The organism is Streptomyces sp. NPDC050560 (genome assembly GCF_044457285.1).
GTDB lineage: Bacteria > Actinomycetota > Actinomycetes > Streptomycetales > Streptomycetaceae > Streptomyces.
Window position 1 is genome coordinate 174,722 of record NZ_JBITGT010000004.1, and the last position, 18,098, is coordinate 192,819.

Below are 18,098 nucleotides of genomic sequence, written 5' to 3' on the forward strand. Positions count from 1 at the left end.
CGTGCGCACGGGCCGCGGTGCCCCGGCCCGGCGAGCGCCGGAGCCGGGGCACCGCGGTGTGCGGGCCGGTACGGGGACACGACCTAGTTGAGTTCGGGCTGTTCCCTGCGCGCCTGCGCGGGGACCCGGTCGACGGGCTCAGGGGGCTTGGGGGGTACGGCCGTCCGTGCGGAGCGCGGCTTGCTCCAGCGCCGCATGACGGGCATCTCCACGGCGGTGTGCAGCAGCCACGCGGCGGCCAGCGCCACCACGAACCCCGCGGCCCACAGGCCGATGCCCGCAGGGGTGCTCCAGGTGCGTGTCCCGATGAGGCGGTGGCCGTAGTGCAGCACCAGCCAGTGCACCATGTAGAACGCGAAGGAGACCTCGCCGAGCCTGACCATCACCTTGCCGCGCAGGCCCCAGGTGCTGGTGCCGCGGCGGTCGGCCTCGGCGCCGGCCGCGACCAGGAGCGCCAGCGGGATGATGCCCGCGGCGGCGAAGGAGTAGAACATCGGGACCTTCACCACGGCGTAGTAGTCGCACACCGCGAGGATCATCGCGGGGGTGAAGCCCAGGTTGATCCAGCGGCCCGCCAGCACGATGCGGGCCATCACGATGCCCACCACGAACTCGAAGAGGTGGGCGAGCGGGAACACCTTCATGAACCAGGAGCCGTAGAAGGTGACGTTGTACACCGGCACCACGGGCTGCTGCGGCAGCAGCTCCGTGATGAGCGGGGTGCACATCACGACGGCGGCGCACACGGCGGCCGCGGGCCACAGCAGCGCCGGGCGTATCTTGCGCACCAGCCAGATGAGCAGCGGGAACGCGAGGTAGAAGAGCGCCTCGCAGCACAGCGACCAGGAGGGCGAGTTCAGGCTGACCATGGTGTCCGACCAGGGGAACCAGGCGTGCAGCAGGAACAGGTTGAGGGTCGCCACGTGCCAGTTCAGCACCAGCCCCGGGGACTTGACGGTGGCCAGCAGCAGCAGCGCGAGCGCCCAGGTCACGAAGTGCAACGGGTAGATCTTCGCGACCCGCCGCCGCCAGAAGCCGCGCACGGTGTCGTGCGGCCGCGCCGACCAGGTCAGCACGAAGCCGCTGAGGACGAAGAAGAACGAGACGCCGTAGCGCCCGCCGGGCTCCAGTACGTGGTGCGTCCACGAGGCGACGCCCTGGTCGCTGAAGACCGACTCGATCGACGCGTGTGTAAAGAAGACCAGCAGGGCAGCGATAAAACGCATTCCAGTCAGCGACGGGAGACGTGTCCCGGGTCCACTCTGTTTGTTTTCAAGCATGCCGCTGGGGCCTCCGAGTCTGTAAGGCAGCCTTGACCGTTCCGCAGCGGAAAGCACGCTACTTTACGGCCGGTTCGCTGCGGCCCCCTAAGAATCCACAGCGAAAACGGAGGTAAAAGCTCCACCTCGGGGGTCGGAAAACCGCCGACCACGGGGCCGCGTCGCGCATGATGCGCCGTAACGCTGCCCGCGTTACGGCACGAGACTTCCCTAATGGGGGGTGGCGACGCCTGCGCGCGGTGAGCAACGATCAGGGACACAGCAAGAATGATCAAATGTTCGATCACGGAGGACCGGACCTTGAACCACATGGGGCGGGCGAGGCCGGCCACGTTATGGGCGGGCAGCGGGACCCGTCCGATTATTTCCGCGCCGATGAGGTCGCGTACCGCTAAGGCATGGACGAATACCGAGCGGGGGCATCCGTGGAACACCTGGAAAGGGTCACCGAATTCGCCGTTTTCAACACTCTCCTGAGAAATGCCGCGCATCGCGCAGGCAGCGTCGTGATCGTTCTCGGTCCACCCGGTTCCGGCAAGACGACACTGATGTCGGCCGTCGCGGAAACGGCGGCGTCGCGCGGGTTCGAGGTGGACACCCTCACGTTCCCGCACCCCTCCGGCCCCCTCTCGGCCGAGGCCCTGGAACGGCCGGGAACCGCTCCCAGGCTGCTCTGCCTCGACGAGGTGCAGGCGGCCGACGCGGCCTCGCTCGGGGCCGTCCTCGCGTTCGCACGGAAGGTTCGGACACAGCCTGTGCTCGTCGTCCTCGGGGAGAGGTCCACACAGCACCCCGCACACCACCACGGGCTCGCCGGGCTCGCGGACCAGCCGCACTGCCGCACCGTCCGCCTGGAGCCGCTGCCCGCGACGGCCGTCGCCAGGATGGCCGCCCGGCGGTTCGGACTGTCCCTGAACAGCGCCACCGCCGCGGAGCTGACCCGGCTCGCGGGCGCCAACCTGGCCCTGCTCAGGGCGCTGCTGCTGGACTACAGGCGGCTGCTGGAGACCAGCCCCAGCGCCGTCGTCCCGGTCTCCCAGGCGCCGGGCGCGCACTACCGCGACGCGGCCCTGAGCCGGTACTACCGCTGCTCCGCCGCGGTGCGCAGGGCGGCCCAGGCCGTCGCCGTCCTCGACACCCATAGCACCGCGCACGCCGTCGCCGAGGTGGCGGGGACGGCCCCCGAGGACGCCGCCGAGGCGCTGACGGAGCTGGAGGCGGCCGGGCTGCTCGCCGAGGGCCGCTTCCGGCACCCGGCGGCCGCGCGCGCCGTCCTCGCGTCGATGCCGCTGCCCGAGGGCACCGCGCTGCGCCGCAGGGCCGCCACGGTGCTGCGCGCGGTGGGCGCGCAGGCCGTCAAGGTGGCGCGGGTCCTGATCGAGGCCGACCACACGGACCCGTCCTGGACCGACTTCCTGGCCCAGGAGGCCGCCGCGCAGGCGCTGGCGCTCGGCGAGCGCGATGTGGCGGTCAAGGCGCTCTGGCTGGCGGTGCGCGGCATGGCGGACGGCGCGCAGCGCGCCGGGATACTGGCCCACATCGCGGAGATCCAGTCGGCGAGCAACCCGGAACTCTGCGCCCAGTGCCTGCACGAGGTGCGCGCGCTGATCGGCGCCGAGGCCCTGTGGCAGAACCAGTCCTCGCTGCTCAGCGAGCAGATGGCGCGGCGCGGCAAGGCGGCAGACGCGATCGCGGAACTGGACGCGCTGGCCGCCGGGCTCGACCCCCTGGGGGTCGCGGCGCACGCCGAACTGGAGGCCGACCGGCTGCTGCTGTGCGGGGACTACCCGGCGCTGACCAGGACCACGGCGCTGTGCCTCGACGACCCGGCGCGCACCGCGGCGTTCGGCTCCGCCTCGCCCCGCTTCGCGGCGGCCTGGCCGCTGGTACGGATGCTGACGTCCGGCCGGCCCGACCCCGGCGCCGCCGAGGCCGCGGCGACGGCGCTGTACGCGTCCACCTTCACGGAGGACTCCGCGCCCGCGGTGCTCGCCGCCCTCTCCGCGCTGCTGTACGCGGGGGAGCTGAAGCTGGTGCACTCCCTCACGGACAAGCTCGTCGACGAGGCGGCGGTGCGGCGGGCGCCGGTGTGGCAGGCCAGGTTCCTCGCGATACGGGCCGAGGCGTCGCTGGACGAGGGCCGCTACCGCGAGGCCGCGGCCGCCGCCGAGGAGGCGATGGCCACACTGCCCCCGCAGTCCTGGGGCGCGAGGTTCGGCGGGCCGCTGGCCTCCCTGCTGCTCGCCCGCGTCATGACGGGCGAACTCGCCGAGGCCAAGCGGTGGCTGGAGCAGCCGCTCCCGGCCGCCGCGCTCGACACCCGGCACGGGCTGCGGTTCCTGTTCGCCCGCGGCCAGGTCAACCTGGCGGACGGCAGGGCCGACGCGGCGCTCGCCGACTTCCTCACCTGCGGGCGGCTCATGACCGCCTGGGGCGTCGACCACGAGCACGTACTGCCGTGGCGGCTCGCGGCGGCCGCGGCCCACCTGGTGCGCGGCGACCAGGAGGCGGCGGTGGACGTCGTCGACGAGCGCGGCGCCAACCTCACCGCGGACGGCGGCCCCGCCAGGGCCGACGACACACACCGCTCGGCGCGCGAGCACGTCTACGACACCCTCAGCGGCGGCGTGGAGTGCGGCGAGGTCATCGAGTCCATCAGGCTCCTGACCCGCAACGAGGCGGCGCCGCCCAGCCCACGGCCCGCCCGCTACCGGATAGAGGACCGCTTCTCGCGCTATCTCGACAAACTCACCTTCTCCGAAAGGAAGGTGGCCGTGCTGGCGGCCAAGGGCAGCAGCAACCGGGTCATCGCCCGCTCCCTGTCGCTGAGCATCAGCACGGTCGAACAGCACCTCACGCACACCTACAAGAAGCTCGGTGTCTCGGGGCGGCAGCAACTGCGCGCCAAGCTCGGCTGAACCGCACCGCACCGTACCGCAGAACCACACGATCCGACGGGCCGAAAGCTGCGCCCGCTGCCCGACGACCAGGGATCGCGCCCCCGCCGCACGCGGAGACCGCGGGGCACGGTCCTCCCTGCACACGAAGGAGATCGACGGCATGCCTACTTCCGTCAAGGACGGAGCATGGACGGTGGGAGCGGCTCCCGGAGCGCTGCCGGTGCTCGGCCATTCGCGCCAGATGCGCCAGGACCCGCTGGGCTTCCTCAGTTCCCTGCACCAGTACGGCGACATCGTCTCGATACGCATGGGCCCGACGCCGCTGAACGTGCTGTGCCGCCACGACCTCGCGCACCACCTGATGGTCGAACGCTCCAAGGACTTCGGGCGCGGCGGCCCGTTCCTCGAACGGTCCAAGACGGTCATGGGCAACGGGCTCGCGACGTCGACGGGACCCGAGCACATGCGCCAGCGGCGGATGTCGCAGCCCGCCTTCCACTCGCAGCACATCAAGTCGTACATGCGGGTCATGCAGGAGGAGGCGACCGCGATGGCGGAGCGCTGGCAGCCGGGTGAGGAGGTCGACATCATCAAGGAGATGCACGACCTCACCACCCGGGTGACGCTGCGCTGCTTCTTCACGATGTCGACCGGGGGTTCGAGCGCGCAGGACACCGTCAGCCAGGCGGCGGACTCGCTCGACCGCATCGCGGCGGGCATGTACCAGCAGATGACGGCGCCGCTCGCGATCCTCGGCAAGCTCCCGACGGCCGCGAACCGGCGCCACCAGGAGGCGGTACGGCAGTTCGACGAGACCGTCGACCGGATCATCGCCGACCAGCGCCGCACCACGGCCCGCGACGACCTGCTCGGGCTGCTGATGGCGGCGCGCGACGAGGAGACCGGCTCCACGTTCAGCGACACCGAACTCCACGACCAGGTCATCACGTTCCTGGCCGCCGGAATCGACACCACCGCCAACACCCTCTCCTGGGCGCTCGGTCTGACCGCGCAGTACCCGGACGTGCAACAGCGGTTCCAGGCCGAGATCGACGAACTCCTCGACGGCGAGGACGTGTCGTACGAGAGCATCCGCTCGCTCTCGTACACCAACGCGATCCTGGACGAGACGCTGCGCATGTACCCGCCGCTGTGGATGCTCACCCGGCGGGCGCTGCGGCCCACCACGCTCGGCCCGCACAAGTTCTCCGAGGGCACCCAGTTCGCGGTGAGCCCGTACGCGCTGCAACGCGACCCGCGGGTGTTCGACGAGCCCGAGGTGTTCGACCCCGACCGGCGGGGGCGGCAGCCCGGCATCCCGCGCAGCTCCTTCATCCCGTTCGGCGCCGGGGTGCACAAGTGCATCGGCGACGCGTTCGCCCTCACCGAGTCCACCATCGCGATGGCCACCATCGCGCAGCGCTGGCACCTGCGTCTGGCGCCGGAGAGCAACCCCGTCAAGCCGCTGACCGAGATGACGCTCGGCCCCGCGTCGGTGCGGGTGACCCCCGTCGCCAGGAAGGCGTGAGCCCCGGGGCCGTCCCGTGATCCCCCGACGGGGCGGTCTCCCCCGCGGCGGTGCTACCCACCAAGCGCGGTCCTCGCCCATGCGGCGACCTGGGCGCGTGACTCGATGTTCAGTTCGCTGCGCAGCCGGGCCAGGTGGGTGGACACCGTCCGCGGGGACACCCCGAGGCGGTTGGCTATCTGACTGTTCGTCAGCCCTTCGGCCACGAACAGCGCGATGTCCACCTTGCGGGAGGACAGCAGCCCGTCGCGCTCCTCCTCGCTGTCGTCGGGCCAGTTGCCGCCCAGCGCGAAGGCCCTGGCGAACCGCGGCGACAGGGTGACCGCGACCTTGCGGGTCTGCCGCACCTCGGCGGGGCGCCGGCCGCGCACGAACTCCCGCAGCCTGCGCTCCACTTCGTCGTCGAGCCACATCTGCTCGCCCATGCCGCTCTGTTCGCGCATGGCGCGGGCGACTTCGGCGAGGCGCAGGGCGCGGACCGGGTCGCCCGCCGCGGTGACGGCCGCGGCGAGCCGGCTGAGCGGGCGCTGCAACAGGCCCGCGTCGTCGGGCAGTCTGCGCAGCATCTCCTCGGCGTGGGCGGCGGCCCTGCCCGTCTCCCCCGCGGCCAGCGCGATGTCCGTCGCGGCGTCGAGGGCCTGCACGGTGCCCGCCTCGTCGTGCTCGGGCAGCGAACAGAGGACGTCCGAGATGGTCCGGGAGGCGCGGTCGAGGTCGCCCGCGGCCATGCTCGTGACCGCCAGGTGTTCGAGGCAGGCGGCCTCGTCGCGGACGTCGCCGTGGGCGCGCACGATGTCCAGGGCCTGACGCGCCGTCATCTCGGCCGCGGTGTGCTGTCCGATCCTGCGCAGGCAGGAGGCGAGGGCGAGCAGGGCGCGGGCCCTTATGGTGTGGTGCTCGCTCCCGCGCGGGTCGGGCGCGTCCCCCGCTGCGCCCTCGTCGCCCATCAGCTCCACCGCGCGGGAGGCGTGGGTGACCGCGTCCACCAGGCTGCCCCCGGCGAGTTTGGCCTCCGCCAGCTCCGTCAGCAGGATCGCGTGGTCGGTGCGGCCCGCCGCCATGTGCAGGGCGCGGTCGCCGAGCCAGCCCTTGAGGTCGGGCTCGCCCCTGGCGCGCAGCGCCCTGGTGAGCGCGGCGACGAGCACCACGTGCCGGGCGTCGCCGGTACGCGCCGTCCACTCGGCGGCGGTCATGATGTGGTGGTGGACGCGGCTGACCCGCAGCAGCAGTTCGCGGTCCACGGTGACGTGCCGCGACAGGGGGCGGCAGAGGTCCACGAGCCATTCGACCAGCCGGTCGCGGGCCGCCTCCGCCTCCCCGGCCTCCTCAAGCAGCTCGCTCGCGTACCGGCGCACCGGGTCGTACTGGCGCAGCTCCGTGCCGTGCGGTGAGTCCACCGTCGCCACCAGCAGCGACTTCGCCCGCAGCCTGGTGAGGAGTTCGGCGCTGTGCTGGCCGGTGAGGCCGCCGCAGACCACCGTGGCGAGCTCGATGTCGAAAGGACCCGTCAGCACCGACAGATGGCGGAACACGGACTGCTCGGCGGTGTCGAGACGGTCGTAGCTCGACGCGAAGACCGAGAGGAAGCTGCTGTGCCGGTCGCTCGCGGTGCGGCTGGCCACGGTCAGGGACCGCACCGACTGGCGCAGCCGCTTGAGCAGTTCGGTGACCGTGAGCAGGCCGACCCAGTGCGCGGCGAACTCGATGAGCAGCGGCAGCCCGTCGAGGTCGACGCAGAGTTCGGCGATGGCGGCGGCGTTGTCGCAGCTCAGGGCGAAGTTGGGGTTTCCGGCCGAGGCGCGCTCCACGAAGAGCTGGCCCGCGTCCGAGCGCAGCAGCACCCGGGGGCTGGCCTCGGCGCGCGGGGGCAGGGACAGCGGGTCGAGCCCGATGACGGTCTCGCCGGGGATACGGAACGCCTCCCTGCTGGTGGCGAGTACCCGCAGCGCGGGGCGGCGGGAGAGGACCGTCTCGACATGGGAGGCGTGCCGCTCCACCGCGTCCTCGCAGTTGTCGAGGACGAGCAGGACGGGCCGTTCGTCGGGCCCCGCCCCCTCGGTGCCGTCGAGCGCGTCGGCGAGGGCGGCGGGGAAGGGGGCGTCGTCGGGGAGCCTTTCCAGGTCGAGCCAGACGACCTCCGTGCCGTCGGCGAACGCCGCCTCGGCGTACTGCATCGCGAGCCGGCTCTTGCCGACGCCCGGCGCTCCCGTGACCGTCAGCAGCCGCTTGCCGCGCAGCGCGGTGAGACCTTCCAACTCCGCCGTCCTGCCGACGAACTTGTCGAGCCGGACCGGGAAGGTGGGGGCGCCTGACGGCCTCGGGTGGGCGGTCGACATCTCGCGGGCGGCGAGCCGCCGCCGGTAGGCCCGCTGCCGACAGGCGTTGGAGCAGTACTGCTTGTGCGTTCTGGTGCCCTGGCCCGCGGGTGCGACGATACGGGTCTCACAGATGACGCAGTAGATCGCCGATGCTGCCAACGGTGCTGCTCCCCCTTGTCCTGCTCACTCTTCCTGTCCGGGCCTTCCGCCCCGTCCGTACCGTCAGGCCCCTCACCCACGGACGGCGCGGACGGCGCGGGCTCACATCCGCAGCGCGACACCTCCGGGGAAGGGGCCGTCCCCCGACGACGCCGACTCCTGGGCCGGGGTGGCGATCTGGGGGCGCGGCACGCCGCGCGGGGATCTGTCGGCCACCCATCCGGCGAGCTGGGTGCGGGAGCGGATGCCGAGCTTGGCGTAGATCCGCTTGGTGTGCGACGCCACGGTGCTCTCCGCGATCTGGAGGTGGTCGGCGATGCGCCGGTTGCTCAGGCCCTGGGCGACCAGCAGCGCGATCTCGTGCTCGCGTCTGGTCAGCGTCGAGGGCTGCCGCGGGGGCAGCCGGTCGGCGCTGCCCAGGGCGTAGCTGATGAGCTGCTGGTCCGTGTAGCCCTGCGCGGTCTGCCCGATGTCCTGGATCTCGTCGGCCTCCAGGCGGGCGCCCGCGGCGAGGCGGGCGTCGCTCAGCCGCTGCTCCCACCAGAGCGGGACCCTGGTCTGCCGGCCCGCCCCGGCACGGAACCTGTCGTACGCGGCGAGCAGCATCAGGCAGCGGCTCGGCTGCCCGCGCAGCAGCGCGATGAGGGCGAGGCCGCCCACGGGGTAGAAGCAGCTCGGGCCCGAGGAGTTGAAGATGCCGACGGCGGCGCGCATGTGCACCTCGGCGGCGTCGAGCGCGCCCGTGGCCAGGTCGGTGGCCCCGGCGACGAAGCGGTAGCTGGCGTACTGGAAGGGCTCGGCCTGCTCCTCGAAGGCCGGTGTGGTGACGGAGATCGCGGCGCACGCCTCGGCGTGCTCGCCGGTGCCGAGCAGGAACCAGGCGTAGATGTGGGAGCAGAGGGAGAGGCTGAAGTCGTCGTTCAACTGCCGGGCGAGGCCCATGGCCTCCTCGAAGCAGCGCCGCGCCGACTCGTGGTCCTCCAGGCGCACATACACGCAGGCGAGCGAGGTGACCGCGCGCATCAGCACGGAGTCGGTACCGGTGGCGCGGGCCGCGACGACGGCGCCCTGGACGACGTCGAGGTACTCCCCCGACTCGCCGTCGTTGCGGAACCACAGCCCCCACAGCAGCAGGTCGCTGCGGTAGGGCGAGTACTCGCTGCGGCCCAGCGCCCGGTCGACGAGCCGGCGTCCCGCGTCCTGGCGGCCGCTGTGCAGCCAGAGGTTGGCGAGCAGGACCACCATCAGGTCGTGCCGGTCGTCGTGGCCGGTACGCCAGGTCCACTCGACGGCGCGCTCCAGGTAGTCCATCCGGTCGGCGAACCACTCGCTCTGCTCCCTGGAGAGCATGTAGGCGTGGGTCAGCCAGCGGACGTGGTCCCATATCCAGTCCACCAGCAAGCCGTTGACCGAGACCGTCTCCAGGCACTCGGCCAGGCGCGCCGCGCCGTACTCGACGGTCCCCTCGGACCAGCGGAACCTGCTCTTCTCCGAGTCGCCGCGCACCCGCTGGATAAGGCCCCTGGCCTCCAGCACGGCGAGCGCTCCCACGATGTCCATCGCGCCGAGCCTGCTGTCGCGGCAGACCGCCGCCGCGGCCTCGGCGTCGAACTCGGTGCCCAGCACCGAGAGCCGCCGGAAGGCCGCCCGCTCGTCCGGTGTCAGGTACTGGTAGTGCCGGTCCAGCAGCGGCCACGCCGGCCGCCCCGCCCAGGGCCAGGTCCCCTGGTCGTCGGCCTCCGGATGCGCGCCCCAGCGACGTGCCTGGACGCCGCCGTTCATGCCCCGTACTCCATCCTTCTCTCCCCCGTTTCGGTGTAAGCGTCGCGACAGGACCGGTTCCACCACCGGCGCCCGTCTTCGCCCGTTCACAGGCGTGCTGTGGGCTTGTCGCGGGTGCGCAGGCCGTCGAGCAGCATGCGGAGCAGCCGGTCGGCGTGCTCCTCGCTGTCCGGTGCCCGCTCGGCGGCCACCGCGATGGCGTGGGTGAAGGTGATCAGGTCGGAGACCTCCAGGTCGGGGTGGAACGCGCCGTCCTCCTTGGCCCGCCGCAGCAGCGGGGTCGCCGCCGTGTCGAGTGCCTGGCGGCAGTAGCGGAACAGCTCGGAGCCGCCGTCCTTGTTGTCCGCGGCGAGCGCGGCGGCGAGGCCGCGCCGCATCGTCAGACCGATGAGGCTGCGCAGCCAGGTCACGATGCCCTCGACCGGGGAGTCGGCGAGCAGCAGCCGGTCGGCCTCCTTGCAGAGTGCCTCGATGCGCCCCCAGAAGACCGCCGCCATCAGCGCGTCGCGGCTGGAGAAGTGCCGGTAGAGCGTGCCGGAGCCGAGGCCCGCCCGGCGTACGACGTCGTCCAGCGGTACGTCCGTGCCCCGCTCGCCGAACAGCTCGTCCGCCGCGGCCACCAGGCTGTCGTAGTTGCGTCTGGCGTCCGTCCTGGTGGGACGGGAGGGCAGGCTCGGCGGAGCCGGTCTCGAACGCTGCATCGGTCCTCCATGTTGCAATGCGGAGAGCATCCCCCGTATCGTACGGGCTATACCCGGAGAATACTCCCCGCTTTCTTTGCCGGGCACTCCTCCCTGCACAGCCGTCATCCGTTCCGCGAGCGTCGTCTCGCCGAAGGAGGCTCCGAAAGTTGTCCAGCACCGAACCCCCCGGCCAGGCCGCGGGGGGCCCCGCGCACCGCGGCGCCATCCTGACCGTCATCCTCTGCGTCCAACTGCTCAGCGCCATCGACATCACCGTGATGAACATGGCCCTGCCGAAGATCCAGAACGCGCTCGACGTCTCCCCCACCGGGCTGTCCTGGGTGCTCAACGCCTACACCCTGGTGTACGGCGGCTTCCTGCTCCTCGGCGGGCGGATGGGCGACATCCTCGGCAACCGCAGGGCGCTGCTGACGGGAGTCGCGCTCTTCACGATCGCCTCCTTCGCCGGCGGCTGCGCCCAGGAGACCTGGTGGCTGCTGACCGCCAGGGCGCTCCAGGGCCTCGGCGCCGCGCTGGCGCTGCCGTCCACCCTGGCGCTGATCGTGAGGACGTTCACCGGCCAGGAGGAGCGCACCAAGGCGCTCGGCATCTCCGTCATGGCCTCCGGCATCGGCTCCACCGGCGGACTGCTCCTCGGCGGCGTCCTGACGGACCTCGCCTCGTGGCGCTGGGTGCTCTTCATCAACGTCCCCATCGGCCTCGTGGTGCTGATCCTGACGCCGCGGCTGATCCCCGCCGCCGAGCCCCAGGGCGGCCGGTTCGACGGCACGGGCGCGCTGCTCGGCACCGCCGGGATGAGCGCGCTGGTGTACGGATTCGTGCACGCCGCCGACGAGGGCTGGTCCAACACGCTCACCGTGGGCTCCTTCGTCGCGGGCGTCGTCCTGCTCGGCCTCTTCGTACTGGCGGAGAAGCGCCACGCCCAACCGGTCCTCAACCTCGGGCTCTTCACCGACCGCAACCGGGCGGGCGGCTTCCTCGTGTTCGTCTGCTCCGGCGGCGCGATGTTCGGCATGTTCTTCTTCCTGACCCAGTTCGTACAGAACGTGCTCGACATGAACCCGATCCAGGCCGGACTCGCCTTCCTGCCGATGTCGCTCGGCATGGTCGTGGTACCGAGGACGCTGACGCCGAAGGTCGTGAAGAAGTACAGCCCCAAGACGTCAATGACGGTCGGCCTCGTGATGGTCGCCGTCGCGATGACCTGGCTGACCCAGATCTCGGACTCGACCGGGTACTTCAGCGGCATCATGATCCCGATGCTCCTCGCGGGTGCGGGCGTGGGCATGCTCAACGCGCCGCTGGCCGCGACCATCCTCGCGAACGTCCCGCCGAAGGAGGCGGGCGGCGCGTCAGGCGCCCTCCAGACGGTCGGCATGATCGGCGGCTCCATCGGCACGGCGGTGCTGGTCACGGTCTTCGGCAGCGCGCTGCGCGGCAACGGCGGCGGCCACACCAAGGCCGGTCTCGCGGACAGCATCGCGACGACGTGCCTGGGCGGTCTCGCCTTCGCCGTCGTCGGGCTCGTCCTGGTACTGGCGGTCATCCGCACCGCGAAGCCGAAGCCGGCCGAGCAGCGCGAGGCGGTCGGCGCCGCCTGACGCGCCCGGGGCCCGGTGCGCGTCACCGGTAACACGTAAAAAGGAGGGAGTCGGGAAACGGATTCAATCCGTTTCCCGACTCCCCCTTACCGCGTGCGGCGCGAGACCGATACGGCGAGATCGATACTCAGTCGCCTTCCGGTTCCGGGAACACCCAGCGGGTCGCCGTGTTGAAATACGGGGCGTTCCAGCCGAGCACCTTCGTCGGCGTAATCTTGAAACCGGGGCCGCCGTAACCCTGCGGGGTGAAGACACCCTCGTCGGTGGCGACGGTCTCGTGGCTGAAGTACTCCCTGTAGTTGTCCGAGATCACCTGGAGCCTGTCTTTTCCGTGGAGCCTTTCGCAGCGGCCCTCCACGATCACCACCTCGTCACCGCTCTCGGTGTGCACGGTGACGTTGTTGTCCGCCTCGATGTAGGCGACGGAGCGGTTCGTCGTGGAGAACCACAGCCCGCCTTCCAGCCAGAACCCCCAGACCGGACGGGTGTGGGGGCGGCCGTCGAGGCCCTGGGTGGTGATCCAGAAGTTCTTCGACTCCCGCAGCCGTTTGTGCGCCCACTCCCAGTCAAGCTGCGGCCCCGTGGCCGTGTAGCTGAATATCCAGGCGGGCTCCGTGACCGGCTCAGGGTCCGCGTGCAGCAACTCCGGGTTGGCCATCGGAATTGCCACCTCCATTTCGTCTAGGCGAGGACGCGTCACGTTCATCTCCAAGCTAGCGGCGCGGCCGGGCGCTACAACCCCTAAGAAGCCACAGTGCGACCGCGGGAGCGGCCACGCACACCCCTGGATTTCCGTTTCGGAGCGGAATCCGAAAGCTATGCAATGCCCCTTGGAAAAGGTATGATGGACATGTTCCGCCGGATTTCCGCAGGGGTGGTATTTCGCCCGGGCGGTCATCCGCTTCCGCACCGACCCGCCGGCTTCACCCCCTCCCCCAGCCGTGCGAGTCGGTCGGTGGCCGCGCACCCGGCACCCCCCGGCCGGCGCCGCGCGGCACCAGAGCGGTGCGGGAGGGACAGGGCCCACCCCCCGTGTCCTCTCCTTCCCGCACCCCTGCTCTCGCGGGGGCCGCGCTCAGTCGTCGCGGTCGACCCATTCGAGCGCCATCGCGCGCACCACGTCGAGCGCCGAGGTGTCCGCGTCCGTCTCGTCGTAGGCGGCGGCCAGATGCAGGAAGGCCGCGGCGAAACCGCCGGTCAGCAGCGCGATCCGGTCCTCGGCCCGGCGCTCGGTGAGCGCCACCGCCTCCGCGGCCGACACCCCGTCGGGCAACTCCTTGTCGAGTCTCGCCAGTTCGTCCATCAGCAGCGACAGGCGGTCCGGCTCACCGTCGTACGGTTCCTCGGGCATCAGCGTCAGTGCCAGGATGCCCGCCACCAGCCGCCAGATATCGCTCTTCCTCATGCACACATGGTGCCCGACGCGGCGCCCGGGTTCGCGCGGCCGTGGCCCGGCCGGTTCAGGACGCGGGCGGGGTGCTCGACGCCGCCCAGGACGTGGGGGTGCTCGACATGGTGAAGTGGAGCGTGCCCCCGGCGAGTGTCTCCTCGTGCGTGATCCAGGCCCGGTCGATCGCCTTCCCGTTCAACCGCGCCCCGCGCACGTACACGTGTGACGCGCAGGTGTCGGGCGCCTCGACGGTGAACACGGTGCCGCGGCTCGTGGTGAACGCGGTGCGCGGGAAGACGGGGCTGCCGAGGACGTAGACGCCGCTGACCGGCGACACCGGGTAGAACCCGGCGGCGGCCAGCACGTACCAGGCGGACATCTGCCCGCAGTCGTCGTTGCCCGCGAGCCCCGCGGGCCCGGTGGCGTAGGCGTGTTCGCACACATAGCGCGACCACTTCTGGGTCAGCCACGGCGCCCCGGTGTACACGAAGAGGAACGCCATCTGGTGCACCGGCTCGTTGGAGTGGTTGTACCTGTCGTTCCACCGCATCATGTCCTCGGGCGGGGTGCGCGCGAAGACACCGTCGAGCCGGGTGTTGAACGCGTCGTTCCCGCCGGCGAGTCGCGCGAGGCCCGGCACGTCGTGCGGCACGAACCAGCCCTGCTGCTCGGGGTTGCTCTCCACACAGCCGTCCTGGTCGCCCATCCAGGAGCCGTCGGCACGCCTGCCCCGGAACCAGCCGACGTCCTCGTTGAAGACGTTGGTGTAGTTGCGGGCGGTGCGCTCCAGCCGCGCGGCGTCCTCGGTGTGCCCGAGGGCGTCGGCGAACCGGGCGAGCGCGAAGTCGGAGTAGCAGTTCTCCAGGGTGGCGGAGAGGCTGTCGGTGACGCAGTGGCCGAGGGCGGTCCAGTTCGCGAAGTCGTTGCGGTTGGACCGCTCGGCGGGGCCGAGCGCCACGTCGCGGCAGTACCCGTACGCCTTCTCCGCGTCGAAGCCGCCGACGCCCTTCAGATGGGCCTCGGCGATCACGTTCACCGCCGGGTCGCCGATCATGGTGTTGGTGTCGGTGCCCAGCAGCTCCCAGCGGGCCAGGCCGCCCACGGCGCCCGAGTCGGTGAGCGCGAGCAGGGTGTTGACCTGGTCGCGTACCGTCTGCTCGTCGACGAGGGTCAGCAGCGGGAACTGCGCCCTGAAGACGTCCCAGCCGCTGAAGACGGTGCGCCGCGCGAAGCCCTCGCGGCGCGGCGGCCCCTCGCCGGAGCGCGCGGTGCCGTCCGCGTCGCTCACGACCCTGGGGTCGATCATGGTGTGGTAGAGCGCCGAGTAGAAGATCTCGCGCTGGGTGGCGGAGCCGCCCGTGACCTCCACCCGGTGAAGGGCCCGCGCCCAGGTGTCGCGCGCGTCCGCGGCCGCCGCGTCGAAGTCCCAGCCGGGCAGCGCGTCGGCCAGGTTGCCACGCGCGCCGTCGACCCCGGTGAAGGACACCCCGGCCTTGACGAGGACCCGCTGCCCCGCCGCCACCGGGAACTCGACGAAGAACCCGGCGCTCCCGCCCGTGCTCGACTGCGCGCGCACGTCCCGCGCCACCCGCCCGCCGTCCCAGACGCCGAACGCCCGTACCGGGTCGGCGAACCGCATCGAGAAGTACACGGTGTACGTGGGGCCGTTGCCGCAGATCCAGCCGCCGCCCGAGGGGTCGGCGCGCATCGAGCCCTCGACGGTGTGCTCGTCCACGAGCCGCAGCTCCTGGGCGACGGAGTGCGAGCCGTCGAAGCCGATCCTGCGCGCCAGGTCGACCTTGACGCGCCCGGTGCCCGCCTCGTGGAAGGTGAAGCGGAGCATGCCCGCGCGTGCGGCGGCGGTGAGTTCGGCCGTGACGCCGTAGCGGTCCAGGCCGACGGCGTAGTACCCGGCGCGCGCGGTCTCGGTCTCCCGCCGGAACGGGCTCTTCGCCGCGTCCCGCCCGGTCACCAGGTCGCCGGTCTCCGGCATCACCTGGAGGTTGCCCAGGTCGCCGTAGCAGCCGACGCCGCCTAGGTCGTGTCGTTTGGATCTTCGTGGACCAGGGTGCGGCGTCAGATGCTGGGGGTACCTCCCACGCCCTTCGGGCTGTGGGGGAGCATCGCAAGGCGGAGGATCGTCCTCGTACTGGGCGTACGTGGACGGTCCGACAACGCGGCGAGGTGCCGTAGCTGGCGTCGCACCCCCGCGAAGATCCGAACGACACGGCCTAGGTGCAGGAAGCTGAAGCCCTCGATGGTCGTCATGTCGGCCGAGTAGCCGCTGCCGTTGTCACCGCCGTTGACGGTGTCCGGGCTGAGCTGCACAAGGCCGAAGGGCGCCACCGCGCCGGGGAAGGTCTTGCCGCAGGCGATGTCGGGCGAGGTGGTGAGCGCCCCGGTGAGCGGATTCACCAGATCCACGGCGTCCGCGGCGCGCGCTCCCGCGGGCACGGCGCCGGGGCGCGCCCCGGCGGACGGTCCGGACGGCGCCTGCGCGGCCGCCGTGCCGCCCGGGCCCACTGCGGTGGCCACCGCACCGCCCGTCCCGACGAGGAAACCGCGCCTACTGAGCGGATCGAATCGCTCGACCATCGACATGCCTCCCTCGGTACGGGGCGAACCCCACGCACCACCCCAGGTGTCTGACATCGTTGTCCTCCGATGAATAGCTCTGAAGGTGGCGCCAGACGGGCAACCTGTCAAGGCTTCCCGCACCCGGCCGCCCGAGCTCTGCGCGCTTGCGTACGGGGCCTCGCGGGCAGGCAGCCGGAATGACGCAGCTCTGCCGCCCGTCACTCATAGATCCGATCTCTACGAGTCGGAAAATTCGATGCCCCGAGGGTCTTGTCAGTATCCAGAATTCTGGTTACTGTCCGATTCGTGAATGCCCTGGATGACCGTTTCCTCACCCGCAACGGCCTGGCCGCGCGCCAGCTCGCCGTGCTGCTGCTCGGCGTGCCGCCCGACACCCGGCTGCCCCGGGTCCGGGACCTCGCCCAGGAGCTGGGGTGCGGGAACGGCACCGTGCAGGCGGCGCTGCGGCTGCTTGAGGAGTCGGGCGGGATCGAGACCAGCGCGCGCGGGCACCTCGGCACCTTCCTCGTCGCCTCCGACCGTGCGGTGCTCTGGCGGCTGTCCGGGCTCGGCACCCTGCTCGCCGCGATGCCACTGCCCTACTCGCGGCGCTACGAGGGCCTCGCCACCGGGCTGCGCGCGGCCTTCGACCGGGCGGGGACACCGTTCGCGATCACCTTCATGCGGGGCTCCGACGCCAGGGCGGCCGCGCTGGTCGAGGGCAAGGTCGACCTGGTCGTGCTCTCCCGGTTCGCCGCCGACCGCATCGCCGCCGAGCACGCGGTGGAGATCGTCGCCGACCTCGGCCCCGGCACCTACGTGGGCGCCCACGGGCTGCTGCTGCGCGAGGGCGTCTCCCTCGACAAGCCCGGCCTCCGGGTGGCCATAGACCACACCTCGCAGGACCAGCGGCTGCTCACCGAGCGGGCCTTCGCGCACCGCGCCGACACCGTCTGGGTCGAGTCGTCGTACATGCAGTTGCGCGACGTGTTCGCGCGCGACCAGGCGGACGCCACCGTCTGGAACCTGGACGACGTACAGGACCGCATCGGCATGGGCGTCGAGGTGCACCCGCTGGACGGCGAGGTGACGCGGGGCCTGTCCCCGCGCAACTCAAGCGCGGCCGTCATCTGCCGCGCGGACAGCGCGGGCAAGGCGCTCACCGCCTTCCGGGACGCGCTGGCCCCGGACACCGTGGTGTCCACCCAGGCCGAGGTGGTACGGGGGGATCGCATGCCCTCGTACTGACGGGCCGTCAACCACCCGCCGGGCAGGGGCTTTCGGCGGAACGGTACGGCCAGAGAATCCAGAATCCTGATTACTGTGGAAAAACCCCGTGTTACCGGGAGGTTGGCATGGACGACCAGTTGGCGCTGCGGCTGCGGCTGTTCCGCGAGGGCGGTGAAGTACGGCCCGAGGTGGTCGACTTCGTGACGGCGGAGCTGGAGGCCCTCGCCGCCGGGGGCGCGCGCGTGACGGAGGCCACCGCGGGCATGCTCACCAGCCATCTGACGATGGCGCTCGGCCGGCTGCTCGACGGCGAGCCGATCGGGCAGTTCACCACCGACGAGCAGGTCGCCGCCGAACTGGCCGACCACCCCGAGGCGGTGGAGCGGGCCAGGGCCGTCGCCGGGCGCGCCGAGCGCACCCTCGGCGCGGCCCTCCCGGACTCCGAGGTCAACTTCCTCGCCCTGCACCTCGCCGTCCTGGCCCAGCGCCCGGCGGCCTGACGGCACGGCAACGGGAAGCGACGGCGGAGGCAGGCACCACATGAACGGTATGCACGACACCGACGGCATGAACGGCATGGCCGTAACGGACGGCCGGGACGGTGTGGGCGCCCACCCCACCCCCACGAA

At 71.6% G+C, this 18,098-nt stretch carries 13 protein-coding genes; 5 read left to right on the plus strand and 8 right to left on the minus strand.

Annotation, left to right across the window (positions count from 1 at the left end):
• Positions 1–83: 83 nt before the first annotated feature.
• The gene (locus tag ACIBIW_RS10630; protein ID WP_399334241.1) at positions 84–1,226 is read right to left on the minus strand and encodes an acyltransferase family protein; all 1,143 of its coding nucleotides are present in this window, start codon (positions 1,224–1,226) and stop codon (positions 84–86) included.
• A gap of 2,474 nt (positions 1,227–3,700) precedes the next feature.
• Between ACIBIW_RS10630 and ACIBIW_RS10635 the strand changes: the two genes are divergently transcribed.
• On the plus strand, positions 3,701–4,198 hold the full coding sequence (locus tag ACIBIW_RS10635; protein ID WP_399334849.1) for a LuxR C-terminal-related transcriptional regulator: 498 nt from the start codon (positions 3,701–3,703) through the stop codon (positions 4,196–4,198).
• Positions 4,199–4,340: 142 nt separating this feature from the next.
• A complete protein-coding gene (locus ACIBIW_RS10640; RefSeq protein ID WP_399334243.1) occupies positions 4,341–5,708 on the plus strand; it encodes a cytochrome P450 in 1,368 nt (455 codons plus the stop codon).
• 53 nt (positions 5,709–5,761) lie between these two features.
• On the opposite strand, the gene ACIBIW_RS10645 is transcribed toward ACIBIW_RS10640, so the two are convergent.
• The 3 genes from ACIBIW_RS10645 to ACIBIW_RS10655 form a co-directional block, all read right to left on the minus strand.
• Complete coding sequence (locus ACIBIW_RS10645) at positions 5,762–8,185, minus strand: ATP-binding protein (protein WP_399334245.1); 2,424 nt, start codon at positions 8,183–8,185, stop codon at positions 5,762–5,764.
• A gap of 102 nt (positions 8,186–8,287) precedes the next feature.
• Complete coding sequence (locus tag ACIBIW_RS10650) at positions 8,288–9,967, minus strand: response regulator transcription factor (protein ID WP_399334247.1); 1,680 nt, start codon at positions 9,965–9,967, stop codon at positions 8,288–8,290.
• 86 nt (positions 9,968–10,053) lie between these two features.
• Positions 10,054–10,668 carry a TetR/AcrR family transcriptional regulator gene (locus ACIBIW_RS10655; RefSeq protein ID WP_399334249.1) on the minus strand — a complete coding sequence of 205 codons (615 nt, stop codon included), beginning with the start codon at positions 10,666–10,668 and terminating at the stop codon, positions 10,054–10,056.
• A 149-nt stretch (positions 10,669–10,817) separates the two neighbouring features.
• On the opposite strand from ACIBIW_RS10655, the gene ACIBIW_RS10660 reads away from it, so the two are divergent.
• Positions 10,818–12,272 carry an MFS transporter gene (locus tag ACIBIW_RS10660; RefSeq protein WP_399334251.1) on the plus strand — a complete coding sequence of 485 codons (1,455 nt, stop codon included), beginning with the start codon at positions 10,818–10,820 and terminating at the stop codon, positions 12,270–12,272.
• Between the two features lie 127 nt (positions 12,273–12,399).
• Here ACIBIW_RS10660 and ACIBIW_RS10665 read toward each other — a convergent pair whose 3' ends face one another.
• From ACIBIW_RS10665 to ACIBIW_RS10680, 4 genes are all read right to left on the minus strand, one after another.
• Positions 12,400–12,948: a pyridoxamine 5'-phosphate oxidase family protein gene (locus tag ACIBIW_RS10665; RefSeq protein ID WP_399334253.1), complete on the minus strand. Its 549-nt coding sequence runs from the start codon at positions 12,946–12,948 to the stop codon at positions 12,400–12,402.
• 399 nt (positions 12,949–13,347) lie between these two features.
• Positions 13,348–13,677, minus strand: a complete 330-nt coding sequence (locus tag ACIBIW_RS10670; RefSeq protein ID WP_399334255.1) for a hypothetical protein — start codon at positions 13,675–13,677, stop codon at positions 13,348–13,350.
• A gap of 55 nt (positions 13,678–13,732) precedes the next feature.
• Complete coding sequence (locus tag ACIBIW_RS10675; protein ID WP_399334851.1) at positions 13,733–15,742, minus strand: GH92 family glycosyl hydrolase; 2,010 nt, start codon at positions 15,740–15,742, stop codon at positions 13,733–13,735.
• Complete coding sequence (locus ACIBIW_RS10680) at positions 15,739–16,257, minus strand: hypothetical protein (RefSeq protein WP_399334257.1); 519 nt, start codon at positions 16,255–16,257, stop codon at positions 15,739–15,741. The genes ACIBIW_RS10675 and ACIBIW_RS10680 overlap by 4 nt, the downstream gene beginning before the upstream one ends.
• A 288-nt stretch (positions 16,258–16,545) precedes the next feature.
• On the opposite strand from ACIBIW_RS10680, the gene yhfZ reads away from it, so the two are divergent.
• The gene (gene yhfZ, locus ACIBIW_RS10685; protein ID WP_399334259.1) at positions 16,546–17,487 is read left to right on the plus strand and encodes a GntR family transcriptional regulator YhfZ; all 942 of its coding nucleotides are present in this window, start codon (positions 16,546–16,548) and stop codon (positions 17,485–17,487) included.
• Between the two features lie 107 nt (positions 17,488–17,594).
• Complete coding sequence (locus ACIBIW_RS10690) at positions 17,595–17,969, plus strand: PRD domain-containing protein (protein WP_399334261.1); 375 nt, start codon at positions 17,595–17,597, stop codon at positions 17,967–17,969.
• Positions 17,970–18,098 lie beyond the last annotated feature (129 nt).